Here is a 12,159-nt window from a genome sequence, read left to right as displayed (position 1 = left end):
AATCTAGTCCCGATCGGCGGACGGGGGGAGGCCGCCTCGGCGTCCGGCGCAGCCGGCGGAAGGCCTCCCCCGCGCCGGGTGCCTCAGGCCGACAGGGGCCGTTGGACCTTGATCGACTGGAGTAGTCCGACGGCCACCCAGACGGCGAACATCGACGATCCTCCGTAGGAGACGAAGGGCAGCGGCAGGCCTGCCACGGGCATGATGCCGAGGTTCATTCCGATGTTCTCGAAGGCCTGGAAGGCGAACCAGGCGATGATCCCGGCGGCCACGATGGTGCCGTACAGCTCGGTGGTGGCGCGGGCGATCATGCAGGCGCGCCAGAGGACGACGCCGAGGAGGCCGAGGATCAGGATGCCGCCGACGAAGCCGAGTTCCTCGCCGGCGACGGTGAACACGAAGTCGGTCTGCTGTTCGGGGACGAACTGTCCGGTGGTCTGGGGGCCCTTGAACAGGCCGGAGCCGGTCAGGCCGCCGCCGCCGATGGCGATGCGGGCCTGGTTGGTGTTGTAGCCGGCGCCGGAGGGGTCGAGTTCGGGGTTGGCGAAGGCGGCGAAGCGGTTGATCTGGTACTGGTCGAGGACTCCGAGCTGCCAGATGAGGACGGCTCCGGCCGCGCCGGTGCCCATGAGGCCGAGGACCCAGCGGTTGGAGGCGCCGGAGGCCAGCAGCACGCCGAGCACGATGACGACCATCACCATGACGGATCCGAGGTCGGGCATCAGCATGACGATGCCCATGGGTGCGGCGGCCAGGCACAGGGCCTTGACCACGGTGCGGTGCTCGGGGTGTTCGAGGTCGCCCGCGTCGACCCGGGCCGCCAACAGCATCGCCATCACCAGGATGATCGTGACCTTCACGAACTCCGAGGGCTGGAGCGAGAAGCCGCCGCCGATGACGATCCAGGCGTGGGCGCCGTTGATGGTGGCGCCGAGCGGGGTGAGCACGGCCGTGACGAGGACGAGCGAGAGTCCGTAGAGGACCGGGACGGCGCCCCGCAGGTTGCGGTGTCCGAGGAGGACCGTCCCGATCATCAGTACGAGGCCGATGCCGGTGTTGAGCAGGTGGCGCCAGAGGAAGTACTGCGGGTCGCCCTGGTTGAGGGTGTCCCGGTGGCGGGTGGCGGACCAGACGAGCAGGGCGCCGATCAGGGACAGGCCGAGCGCCGACAGCAGTATCGGCCAGTCGAGCCGGCGCAGGACCGAGTCGCGGGCCGTCAGCCGGGCGAGCGTGCCCTTCTGGGGCGCGTACCGGGATACGGAGAAGTTGTTGGCGGTCTGCATCATCACGTCTCAGTCATGCCGCAGGGGTGGCGGGCCGGCGAGCGCGGGCGGCGCCAGCTCCTCCGGGGACGGGGGCACGTACGGCTTGATCTCCGGGGAGTCGATGGTGCCGTCGGGGTGGACGGTGGGCAGCTGCGCCTGCGGCCTGGGCAGGAGGGCCTTGCCGGTCTCCTTGCCGTCCATGGTGAGCCCGTACATCGCGTTGTAGATGTTGCGGACGGCGGGGCCGGAGGCGCCGGAGCCGGTGCCGCCCTGGGAGATCGTCATCACGATGGTGAAGTCGTCGGTGTAGGTCGCGAGCCACGAGGTGGTCTGCTTGCCGTAGACCTGGGCGGTACCGGTCTTGGCGCGGAGCGGGATCTTGTCCAGGGGCCAGCCGATGAACCGCCAGGCGGCGGTGCCGCCGGGTTCGACGACCATGCGCAGGCCCTTGTCGAGGTCGGCGATGGTCTTGGCGTCGACGGGCAGCTTGCCGTGGGCCTGGGGCCTGATCTCCTCGGCCTTGCCCTGGGGGCTGATGACGGCCTTGCCGACGGTGGGGTTGTAGAGGGTGCCGCCGTTGCTGATGGCCGCGTAGGCGGTGGCCATCTGGATGGGGGTGACGAGGACGTCGCCCTGGCCGATGGCGAAGTTGATGCTGTCGTAGGCCTTGAGCTGGTTGCCTTCGAGGCAGGACTCGTAGGCGATCTGCTCGACGTAGGTGCCGCCCTTCTTGCCCTGCTTGCACCAGGAGTCCTTGTTGGCCTCCCAGAAGCTCTGCTTCCAGTGCCGGTCGGGGATGCGGCCTGAGACCTCGTTGGGCAGGTCGATGTGGGTCTCGGAGCCGAGTCCGAACTCGCGGGCGGTCTTGTAGAACCAGTCGTGCGGGTTCTTCGGTTCGAGGCCGCCGTCGCGCTGCCACTCCTTGTGGCCGAGGGCGTAGAAGACGGTGTTGCAGGAGAACTTGAGGGCTTCGCCGAGGGTGATGGGGCCGTGGCCCTTGGACTCGAAGTTCGCGAAGCTGCGGCCGCCCATGTTGTAGGAGGCGCTGCAGTTGTACTTGTCGTCGAAGCCGTAGCCGGCGCGGACGGCGGCGCTGGCGGAGACCACCTTGAAGATGGAGCCGGCCGGGGCCTGGCCCTGGATGGCCCGGTTGAGCAGGGGGTAGTTGGAGTCCTTGCTGGTGAACTTCGCGTAGTCCTGGCCGGAGATCCCGCCGACCCAGACGTTGGGGTCGTAGTCGGGCTGGGAGGCCATGGCGACGACGCGGCCGGTCTTGGTCTCCATGACGACGACGGCCCCGGAGTCGGCCTCGTACTTGCGGCCGGTGATGTTGTCGGTCTCGTTGCGGACGACCTTCATCGCCTCGGCGAGCTCGAACTCGGCGACTGCCTGGACGCGGGCGTCGATGCTGGTGATCAGGGTGGATCCGGCGATGCCGGGGTCGGACTTGGTCTCGCCCATGACGCGGCCGAGGTTGTCGACCTCGTAGGAGGTCACCTGGGCCTTGCCGCGCAGCTCCTTGTCGTACGTGCGCTCGATGCCGGAGCGGCCGACCTGGTCGGAGCGCAGGTGGGGCGAGTCGGTGTTCTTGGCCTTCTGGATCTCGTCGTCGGTGACGGGCGAGAGGTAGCCGAGGACCTGGGCGGCGCGGCCGCCGCCGACGGCCGGGTAGCGGCGTACGGCGGTGGGCTCGGCGGTGATGCCGGGGAAGTCCTCGGGGCGTTCGCGGATCTGGAGGGCCTGCTGGGTGGTGGCCTCGGTGGTGACCGGGATCGGCTGGTAGGGGGAGCCGTTCCAGCAGGGCTTGGGGGTCTGGGAGTCGCAGAGCCGGATCTTGTCCATGACGTCCTGCGGCTTCATGTCGAGGACTCCGGCGAGCCGGGTCAGGACGGCCTTGCCCCGGTCCTTCATCCGCATCAGCTCGGTGCGGGAGGCGGAGACCACGAGGCGGGTCTCGTTGTCGGCGAGGGGGACGCCGCGGGCGTCGAGGATGTCGCCGCGCACGGCGGGCTGCACCACGCGCTGGACGTGGTTGCTGCGGGCCTCGTCGGCGTACTCGTGTCCGTTGCGGATCTGGAGGTACCAGAGGCGGCCGCCGAGGGTGAAGAGCAGGGAGAAGACGAGGATCTGGATGATGACGAGCCGGATCTGCACCCGGGGGGTGCGGCCGGTCTCGGGAATGTTGGTCATGCCTGGTGCTCCCCCGTCACAGCTTCTTGACGTTCTTCACGCCCTTGACGCCCTTTATCCGGACGGCCCGGTTGGCGCGGCCGCGGGCGGTGCGCAGCCGCAGGCCGCCGCGCTGGCTGCCGATCCTGAGGCCGGTGCCGCCGGCGAGCCAGCCGGTGGAGACGTCGGCGCCCTGCGGCGGTCCGCCGTTGGCCTCGACGGCCATCGGGTCGTTCTCGGCGCGGCGGGCCAGGGCCATGATCCACGGCACGGTGAAGGGGGCGAGCAGGAGGTCGTAGAGGACGGCGGTGAACAGCAGCCCGCCGAGGCCGACGTGGCGTTCGGCGGTGTCGCCGACCAGGGCGCCGACCCCGACGTACAGCATGATCGATCCGGCAGCGGCGGCGAGGACGGTCAGCATGGGGCCCCAGGCGGAGCGGAACCGGCCGTTGTCGGGGCGGGCCAGGCCCACGAGGTAGCCGATGATGCACAGCACGAGGGCGTAGCGGCCCGCGGCGTGGTCGGCGGGCGGGGCCAGGTCGGCGAGGAGCCCGGCGCCGAAGCCGATGAGGGCGCCGGAGGTGGGCCCGTACACCAGGGCCAGGGCGACGACCGTGAGCAGCATCAGGTCGGGGACCGCGCCGGGGAGCTGGAGTCTGCCCAGGATGGTGACCTGGATGACGAGGGCGACCACGACGAGGGTGGCGGAGAGCAGGATCCGGTTGAAGCGCATGGCTCAGCGTTCCTCCTCGTCCGCGGGCCGGCCGGAGACGCTCGGGGTGGGCGTGACCGTGACGGTGACCGTGGGTGTGGGCTTGGGGGGTTCGGGCTTGGGGGGCAGGACGGTGTCGCGCGGGTCCTCGCGGGGCGGCACGACGACCACGCCGACGATGTCGAGCCGGGAGAAGCCGACGAAGGGCCGGACGTGGATGGTGCGGGTGAGACCGCCGTTGGAGGGGTCGACGCGGACGACCTCGCCGAGCGGGACTCCGGGCACGAAGGGCTTGTTGGCGCGGGAGCCGAAGGTGACCAGGCGGTCGCCGGGGCCGACCTTGGCGCGGCCGTTGAGCATCTGGACGGAGAGGGGGCGGTCGCCCTGGCCGGTGGCGAAACCGAGTTCGCCACTGGCCTCCAGACGGGTGCCGACGGTGAAGTCGGGGTCGTTGGCGAGGAGGACGGTGGAGGTGTCGGGGCCGACGGTGGTGACGCGGCCGACGAGTCCGTCGCCGTTGAGGACGGTCATGTCGCGTTCGATGCCGTCCTTGCTGCCGGCGTCGATGGTGACGGTCCAGGAGAAGCCCTGGGCCGCTCCTATGGCGATGACCTCGGCGCCCTTGATGCCGTACTGTCCGGCGCCGGCCCGCTTGAGCATCTCGTCGAGTTCGCGGATGCGGCTCTTGGCCCGCTCGTCGCTGCCCATCCTGGTCTTCAGGAGGGTGTTCTCGCGCTCCAGCCGGGTGATGCGGTTGTGGCGCTCGTCGGAGTCGCGTACGGCCCCTATGGCGTTGGCAACCGGGTCCACTGCGGTCGCGACGCCCTTCTCGACCGGGCCGAAGACCGCTGCGGCGGCCCCCCGGGCACCGTCGACCGGTGACTCCTCGCCCGCTCTGATGTCCACCGTGATCAATGCGAACGCGATGGCGATCAGCAGCACCAGGAGCAGCCGGCTCTCTCGTGTGTCCCTCACGTGCGGCGGCCGTGCCTTCCTCGTAGAAAACCCGTGCGGCGGAGCCGCTCCGGCGGAGCCGGGGCTGCACCGGACTGTGCCTGTATATCAACGATCCGCCGTACCGGCGCGGTAGCACCCGTACGGCGGATCCTTGTGTTCCGCATGCCCCGTTGGAGGGGGTTTGATCACCGCCGGGGCTGGGCGTCCAGGACCTGCTGGAGGGCTTCGAACTCCTCGACGCACTTGCCGGAGCCGAGGGCCACGGAGTCGAGGGGGTCCTCGGCGATGTGGATCGGCATGCCGGTCTCGCGGCGCAGCCGCTCGTCGAGGCCGCGCAGGAGGGCGCCGCCGCCGGTGAGGACGATGCCGCGGTCCATGATGTCGCCGGAGAGCTCCGGCGGGCACTTGTCGAGGGTGGTCTTGACGGCGTCGACGATGGAGTTCACCGGCTCCTCGATGGCCTTGCGCACCTCGGCGGCCGAGATGACGACGGTCTTCGGGAGGCCGGAGACCAGGTCGCGGCCGCGGATCTCGGTGTGCTCGTCCTTGTCGAGGTCGTACGCCGACCCGATGGTGATCTTGATCTGTTCGGCGGTGCGCTCGCCGAGCAGGAGCGAGTACTCCTTCTTGATGTGCTGGATGATCGCGTTGTCCAGCTCGTCGCCGGCCACCCGGATGGACTGCGCCGTGACGATTCCGCCGAGGGAGATGACGGCGACCTCGGTGGTGCCGCCGCCGATGTCCACGACCATGTTGCCGGTGGCCTCGTGGACGGGCAGGCCCGAGCCGATGGCGGCGGCCATGGGCTCCTCGATGATGTGCACCTGGCGGGCGCCGGCCTGCGTGGACGCCTCGATGACGGCGCGCCGCTCCACTCCGGTGATGCCGGAGGGCACGCAGACCACGACGCGCGGACGCGCCAGGTAGCGGCGCTTGTGGATCTTGAGGATGAAGTACCGGAGCATGCGCTCGGTGATCTCGAAGTCGGCGATCACGCCGTCCTTGAGGGGCCGCACGGCGACGATGTTGCCGGGCGTGCGCCCGATCATCTTCTTCGCCTCGGAGCCGACCGCCAGGATTCCACCGGTGTTCGTGTTGATGGCGACCACGGACGGCTCGTTCAGAACGATTCCCCGGCCCCTCACGTACACCAGCGTGTTGGCGGTCCCGAGGTCGATCGCCATGTCACGGCCGATGAACGACATGTTGTTCCCCTTGTTCCCCATGAGGAGCGTCTGGCCTTCCAGTTGATAGCGGCTGCTGTCAGGTCGGCGAGGTGGGTGTGTGGGTGGAGGCCCCATCGTAAGGCCGCGAGGACCGGTACCGCGCGACGGGACTCCGGCGATGGCGCCGGACGGGCAACCCGCCCCCTTAGTGGTGACGTCGTGTCCTTGCCATGCGTTCCCGGAGCCTTCCGGGAATACCGAAGGGCGACCGAAATTACTTCGGTCGCCCCAGGTCATGAGCGCTATTTGGCTGATGTCTCGTCAGGAAAGCGCGCTCGGGAATGCTCCGCTACGCTCAGAGAGCCGGGAAGAAGAGCTTCAGCTCGCGCTCCGCGGACTCCTCGGAATCCGAGGCGTGGATCAGGTTCTCGCGCACGATGGTGCCGAAGTCCCCCCGGATGGAGCCGGGCGCCGCGGCGATCGGGTCGGTGGGTCCGGCCAGCTGGCGGACACCCTCGATCGCGCGTTCCCCTTCCACGACCAGGACGACGACGGGGCCGCTCGCCATGAAGCCCATCAGGGGCTCGTAGAAGGGCTTGCCCTTGTGCTCGCCGTAGTGGGCCTCCAGGGTCTCCGCGTCCAGCGTGCGCAGCTCCAGCGCGGGGATGGTCCAGCCGGCCTTCCGCTCGATGCGGCCGATGATCTCGCCGACCAGGCCGCGCCGGACGGCGTCGGGCTTGAGGATGACGAGCGTGCGCTGGGTCATGTGACAACTCCTTGCGGCAAACGGGTGCGGTGCGACGAATCTACAGGGCCGAAACGGTGAACCGTCACGCAGCGTCAGGAGCTGCGGCTTCCGCCTGACGGGCCGCCCAGCTCGCCTTGATCGCGTCGATCTTGCGGCCGTAGTGCACCGAGCACCACCACAGGGCCGCGAAGACCGCGCCCAGGAAGAACATCGTCGGCACCACGAAGCCGCTCGCGATCAGCCCGATCTGCAGCGCCCAGCCGATCTGCACCGCGCCGGGGCGCGACAGCATCCCGCACAGCAGCACCGACACCAGCATCGTCACACCGCAGACCGTCCACACCTGGGCCTGCGTCAGGTCCGGGTTCTTCATGGCCACCAGGCCCGCGAAGCCGACGATGAAGAATTCACCGATCAGCGTGCTCGCGCAGAGCGTGCGCATCGATCCCTCAGCCCTTCTTGAACAGCAGGCGGGCCTCGCCCACCGTGATCACGGAACCGGTCACCAGGACGCCGGCCCCTCCGTATTCGGCCTCTTCCTCCGCCAGGGTGACGGCCGCCTCCAGGGCGTCGTCCAGGCGGGGCTCCACCTGCACCCGGTCCGGCCCGAAGACCTCGACCGCGATCGCCGCCAGCTCGTCCGCGCCCATGGCCCGGTGGCTGGTGTTCTCGGTGACCACGACCTCCGCGAAGATCGGCTCGAAGGCCTCGAAGACGCCCTTGACGTCCTTGCCCTCGCTCGCCGCCACGACACCGATCAGCCGGCTGAAGCCGAAGGCCTCGGTGACCGCCTCCGCGGTGACCTGGGCGCCCGCCGGGTTGTGCGCGGCGTCCAGGATCACCGTCGGGCTGCGGCGCACGACCTCCATGCGGCCCGGCGAGGTCACCGAGGCGAAGGCCTGCCGCACCGTGTCCAGGTCCAGCTCCCGCGCGTGCTCCCCGCCGACGCCGAAGAAGGCCTCGACGGCGGCCAGCGCGACGGCCGCGTTGTGCGCCATGTGGGCGCCGTACAGCGGCAGGAAGATGCCCTCGTACTCGCCGCCCATCCCGCGCAGGGTCAGCATCTGGCCGCCGACCGCCACCTCGCGGGAGACGACGCCGAACTCCATGCCCTCGCGGGCCACCGTCGCGTCGACCTCGACGGCCTTCTTCAGCAGCACCTGCGCCGCGTCCACCGGCTGCTGCGCCAGAATGACGGTGGCGTCCTGCTTGATGACGCCGCCCTTCTCCTGGGCGATCTCGCCGGGCGTGGAGCCGAGCCGGTCCGTGTGGTCCAGGCTGATCGGGGTGATCACCGCGACCGTCCCGTCGATCACGTTGGTGGCGTCCCAGCTGCCGCCCATGCCGACCTCGACGACGGCGACGTCGACCGGCGCGTCCGCGAAGGCCGCGTACGCCATGCCGGTGAGCACCTCGAAGAACGACAGCCGGTACTCCTCGGCCGCGTCGACCATCTCCACGTACGGCTTCACGTCGTGGTAGGTCTCGATGAAGCGCTCGGCGCTGATGGGCGCGCCGTCCAGGCTGATCCGCTCGGTCACCGACTGGACGTGCGGGCTGGTGTAGCGGCCGGTGCGCAGGTCGAAGGCGTTCAGCAGGGCCTCGATCATGCGGGCCGTGCTGGTCTTGCCGTTGGTGCCGGTGACGTGGATGGACGGGTACGCGTGCTGCGGCTCGCCCAGTACGTCCATCAGCGCGGCGATCCGGCTGACGGACGGCTCCAGCTTGGTCTCGCCCCAGCGGGTGGCGAGCTCCTGCTCCACCTCGTGCAGCGCCTTCGCCACCTCGGGGTCCTCGGGGCGGGACGGCACGGGGTCGCCCGCGGGCGGCCCGGCCTGGGCGCGCAGGGTACGGCTGCCGGCCTCGATCACCGCCAGGTCGGGGGTGGGGGTACCCCCTGCTCGAGCGGAGTCGAGAGTTTGGGGGAGGTCGGACTCTTCCGCCACGATCTGGTCGAACTCGTCGAAGGGACGGTCGCGGTCGCGGTCGTGGCTCTCGGGCTGCTGCTCACTCACGGGTCCAGTCTACGGACGGGGCCCCGCGGGACTTTCGGCCCGGCCGTTTCGGGACCTTCGGCTGCGAAAGCGACCTGATCGTTATGCAAGCCTTGCGGGCAGGAGATAGGGGAACAAATGCCGCAGGCCAGCACCACCACGACCGCTTCCAGCCGCGACATAGGGATAGACCTGGGCACCGCGAACACCCTCGTCTACGCCCGCGGCCACGGAATCGTCCTCAATGAGCCGTCCGTGGTGGCGGTCAAGGCCGGCACCACCACCGCCCTGGCCGTCGGCGCAGAGGCCAAGGAGACCATCGGGCGCACCCCGGGCTCCATCACCGCCATCCGCCCCCTCAAGGACGGGGTGATCTGCGACTACGAGGCGGCCGAGGAAATGATCCGGCACTTCGTGCGCAAGGCCGTGCCCGGCCGCCGCCCCCGCACCCGGATGGTGATCTGCGTGCCGTCCGGCGTCACCCCCGTGGAGCGGCGGGCCATCATCCACGCCTCCACCCGGGCCGGCGCCAAGACCGTCCACCTCATCGAGGAGCCGATGGCCGCCGCGATCGGGGCGGGCCTGCCGGTGGCCGAAGCGCGCGGCTCCATGGTGGTGGACATCGGCGGCGGCACCTCGGAGGTCGCCGTGATCTCCCTGGGCGGGATCGTCACCTCGCAGTCCCTGCGGGTCGGCGGGGACCGGCTGGACGCCGCGATCACGGACTACGTGCGCAAGGAGCACGCGCTGCTCATCGGCGAGCGCACCGCCGAGGACGTCAAGGTCGCCATCGGCTCCGCCTGGCCCGTCCCGGACCGGCCGGAGCTGGAGACCCGGACCTTCACCGTGCGCGGCCGCGAGAAGGTCGGCGGCATGCCCAAGACCCTGGAGCTGACCGCGCCCGACGTCCGCGCCGCCCTCGACGAGCCCGTCGAGGCGATCATCGCGGCCGTCCGCACCACCCTGGAGGACTGCCCGCCCGAGCTCTCCGGCGACGTCATGGAGCACGGCATCGTCCTCACCGGCGGCGGCGCCCTGCTGCCCGGCCTGGACCTGCGCATCGCCTCCGCCACCGGCATCCCGGTGTTCGTCGCGGACTCCCCGCTGGACTGCGTGGCCCTCGGCTCCGGCCGCTGCGTCGAGGACCTCGACACCCTCAGCGGCCTGCTCTCCCCCGCCAGGGCCTGACCGCGCCCGCCGGATCGGGCCGGGCCCCGGTCAGCCGCGCGGCAGCACCGCCACGACCTCGTACGAGTCCGGCGTGCGCGTCGCCGTCAGGGTGCCCCCCAGGCTGCGGACCCGCTCGGCCATGCTCGCCGTACCCGAGCCCGCCGAGACCGGGGCCCGGCCCGGGGCTCCGTCCGGCAGGCCGTTGCTGACGGCGATCCGCACGTGCGGGCCGTCCGTCCGGACCGTCACCTCGACGGTCTCGCCGTGCGCGTGCTTGGCCGCGTTGGTCAGGCACTCCTGCACCACCCGGTACACGGCCGCCTGCCGCAGCGGCGACAGCCCGTGCGCCTGCGGGTCCATCGCCAGCCGCACCGGGGAGCCCACCCGCCCGCTCTCCTCCGCGAGCGCCGCCAGCCCGTCCACACCGGGGGTCGCGGCCCGCTCCCCGCGCTGCACGATGATCTCGTTGAGCACCAGGTGCGCCCGCCGGGCCGTGTCCGACAGCTCCTCGAAGTCCTTCGCGTACGGGGTCTCGCGGGCCCGCATCGACAGCACCTCCGAGCGGACCGTCAGCAGGGTCAGCTCCCGCCCCACGAAGTCGTGGACGTCGCGGGCTACGGAGGTCCGCTCCTCCTGCACGGCGTTCAGCACCGCCGACTCGGCCCGCCTGGCCTCCAGCTCGCGCACCAGGTCGTGCCGGTACGCGGCGATCCCGACGGCCGAGGCGAGCACCCCGATGGGCACCACCAGACCGAGGAAGGAGCTGAGCGTAGCGGCCCTCGGCTCGGGCCAGCCCGGCACGCAGAACACCGAGACCGCGAAGGCCACGTACCCGACGGTGGCCAGGACCGCGGCGCGGCGCCCCCGGTAGCGGCCGACGGAGTACAGGGCGAACTGGATCAGCGTCAGCTCGTGCAGCCAGCCGATGAACACCAGGGCGGTGAGGTACGCCGCCCAGGGCATCCGGCGCCGCAGCAGCAGCGTCGAGCAGCCGACGGTGAGCACGACGGCGGCACCGGCCCCGTTGAGGGAGTTGTCGGCGGCGGCCAGCCCGGGGAGGTCCAGCGCCATCAGGGCCAGGCAGCTCAGCGCCGTGAGGACGTCCTGCGCACGCGGGGAGGCGCCCCAGCCCTCGGCCATCCGGCGGCCGGAGGCCACGAGCCGGTGGAACGCCGTCGGGGCGGGCTTGACGTGCATCTCCCCATCATCGGGGGTCCGCGGCCGGGATCGGATCGGCGACTGGGACATATCAAGTGATATGCGGCACTCCGCTTAGCCCGTGACAGGGGACCGAAGCCCCTCCCCCGAGCGGACCTTCCGCCCTGCCGCCGGCCGCACCCGCCGCCGTAGCGTCGGCAGGATGACCACCGAGCACAGCAGGGCAGCCCGGAGCACCGGCGGCCGCCGCACCGGACTGCTCCTCCTCACCGGCGGCCTCATCGGCGCCCTCGCCTCCGGCGCGCTCCTGCACGACCGCCTGCGCACCCTGGAGGACCCCCTCTTCTCCCCCGGCTGCAACATCAACGCCGTACTGAGCTGCGGCGACGTGATGACCGCCTGGCAGAGCGACCTGCTGGGCCCGCCCAACGCCCTGCTCGGCCTCGCCGCCTTCGCCGCCCTCGCGGGCCTGGGCCTCGCGGTCGCCGCCGGAGCCCGCCTCCCGCACCGGCTCTGGCAGGGGCTGTGGGCCGCCCTCGCCGCCGGCTTCGCCCTCACCCTGTGGCTGATCGCCCAGTGCCTGTACGTGATCGGCGCGCTGTGCCCGTGGTGCACGGCCGTCTGGGCGGTGATGATCCCGCTGTTCTGGTACGTCACCCGGCACCTGGCCCGCCCCGGCTCCCCGCTGCGCGCCCTCCCCCACTGGCTGGTCCCGTCCGCCCTGTACCTGGCCGTGGCCGCGCTGGTCGTGACCCGCTTCGGGACGGCCCTGCTCTGAACGTCCGCACGCGCGCGAAGGCCCCCGCACCGTCCGGAGACG

The 12,159-nt window shown here is 71.0% G+C and carries 11 protein-coding genes; 2 read left to right on the top strand and 9 right to left on the bottom strand.

The window, feature by feature from the left end; translation table 11 throughout:
* Positions 1-83: 83 nt before the first annotated feature.
* From rodA to OG553_RS22435, 8 genes are all read right to left on the bottom strand, one after another.
* Complete coding sequence (gene rodA / locus OG553_RS22470) at positions 84-1,283, bottom strand: rod shape-determining protein RodA (protein WP_405983108.1); 1,200 nt, start codon at positions 1,281-1,283, stop codon at positions 84-86.
* Positions 1,284-1,292: 9 nt separating this feature from the next.
* Positions 1,293-3,455, bottom strand: a complete 2,163-nt coding sequence (gene mrdA, locus OG553_RS22465; RefSeq protein WP_405980704.1) for a penicillin-binding protein 2 — start codon at positions 3,453-3,455, stop codon at positions 1,293-1,295.
* A gap of 16 nt (positions 3,456-3,471) precedes the next feature.
* Entirely contained in the window at positions 3,472-4,167 is a 696-nt protein-coding gene (gene mreD, locus OG553_RS22460; RefSeq protein WP_405980703.1) for a rod shape-determining protein MreD, read from the bottom strand.
* Between the two features lie 3 nt (positions 4,168-4,170).
* Positions 4,171-5,121, bottom strand: coding sequence for a rod shape-determining protein MreC (gene mreC, locus OG553_RS22455; protein WP_405980702.1), 951 nt, complete (start codon positions 5,119-5,121; stop codon positions 4,171-4,173).
* Between the two features lie 167 nt (positions 5,122-5,288).
* A complete protein-coding gene (locus tag OG553_RS22450; protein ID WP_030008578.1) occupies positions 5,289-6,308 on the bottom strand; it encodes a rod shape-determining protein in 1,020 nt (339 codons plus the stop codon).
* Positions 6,309-6,624: 316 nt separating this feature from the next.
* Complete coding sequence (ndk, locus tag OG553_RS22445) at positions 6,625-7,035, bottom strand: nucleoside-diphosphate kinase (protein ID WP_405980701.1); 411 nt, start codon at positions 7,033-7,035, stop codon at positions 6,625-6,627.
* A 64-nt stretch (positions 7,036-7,099) separates the two neighbouring features.
* Positions 7,100-7,459, bottom strand: a complete 360-nt coding sequence (locus OG553_RS22440; RefSeq protein ID WP_405980700.1) for a DUF4233 domain-containing protein — start codon at positions 7,457-7,459, stop codon at positions 7,100-7,102.
* Positions 7,460-7,466: 7 nt separating this feature from the next.
* A complete protein-coding gene (locus OG553_RS22435; protein ID WP_405980699.1) occupies positions 7,467-9,032 on the bottom strand; it encodes a bifunctional folylpolyglutamate synthase/dihydrofolate synthase in 1,566 nt (521 codons plus the stop codon).
* A gap of 117 nt (positions 9,033-9,149) precedes the next feature.
* Here OG553_RS22435 and OG553_RS22430 point away from each other — a divergent pair, with 117 nt between their 5' ends.
* Complete coding sequence (locus tag OG553_RS22430) at positions 9,150-10,199, top strand: rod shape-determining protein (protein WP_405980698.1); 1,050 nt, start codon at positions 9,150-9,152, stop codon at positions 10,197-10,199.
* 30 nt (positions 10,200-10,229) lie between these two features.
* Here the strand turns inward: OG553_RS22430 and OG553_RS22425 are convergent, their stop codons facing one another.
* Complete coding sequence (locus tag OG553_RS22425; RefSeq protein ID WP_405980697.1) at positions 10,230-11,378, bottom strand: sensor histidine kinase; 1,149 nt, start codon at positions 11,376-11,378, stop codon at positions 10,230-10,232.
* Positions 11,379-11,541: 163 nt separating this feature from the next.
* Between OG553_RS22425 and OG553_RS22420 the strand changes: the two genes are divergently transcribed.
* The gene (locus OG553_RS22420) at positions 11,542-12,117 is read left to right on the top strand and encodes a vitamin K epoxide reductase family protein (RefSeq protein WP_405980696.1); all 576 of its coding nucleotides are present in this window, start codon (positions 11,542-11,544) and stop codon (positions 12,115-12,117) included.
* Positions 12,118-12,159 lie beyond the last annotated feature (42 nt).

The organism is Streptomyces sp. NBC_00158 (assembly GCF_045160885.1).
GTDB lineage: Bacteria > Actinomycetota > Actinomycetes > Streptomycetales > Streptomycetaceae > Streptomyces.
The sequence above is the reverse complement of the archived record's forward strand: the minus strand, read 5'-3'. Positions and strand labels throughout refer to the sequence as shown.

Coding starts and splice junctions, on each gene's coding strand:
- mrdA (WP_405980704.1), bottom strand. CDS start 3,455: ATGACCAACATTCCCGAGACCGGCCGCACCCCCCGGGTGCAGATCCGG.
- OG553_RS22425 (WP_405980697.1), bottom strand. CDS start 11,378: ATGCACGTCAAGCCCGCCCCGACGGCGTTCCACCGGCTCGTGGCCTCC.
- OG553_RS22450 (WP_030008578.1), bottom strand. CDS start 6,308: ATGTCGTTCATCGGCCGTGACATGGCGATCGACCTCGGGACCGCCAAC.
- OG553_RS22440 (WP_405980700.1), bottom strand. CDS start 7,459: ATGCGCACGCTCTGCGCGAGCACGCTGATCGGTGAATTCTTCATCGTC.
- OG553_RS22430 (WP_405980698.1), top strand. CDS start 9,150: ATGCCGCAGGCCAGCACCACCACGACCGCTTCCAGCCGCGACATAGGG.
- ndk (WP_405980701.1), bottom strand. CDS start 7,035: ATGACCCAGCGCACGCTCGTCATCCTCAAGCCCGACGCCGTCCGGCGC.
- rodA (WP_405983108.1), bottom strand. CDS start 1,283: ATGCAGACCGCCAACAACTTCTCCGTATCCCGGTACGCGCCCCAGAAG.
- mreD (WP_405980703.1), bottom strand. CDS start 4,167: ATGCGCTTCAACCGGATCCTGCTCTCCGCCACCCTCGTCGTGGTCGCC.
- OG553_RS22420 (WP_405980696.1), top strand. CDS start 11,542: ATGACCACCGAGCACAGCAGGGCAGCCCGGAGCACCGGCGGCCGCCGC.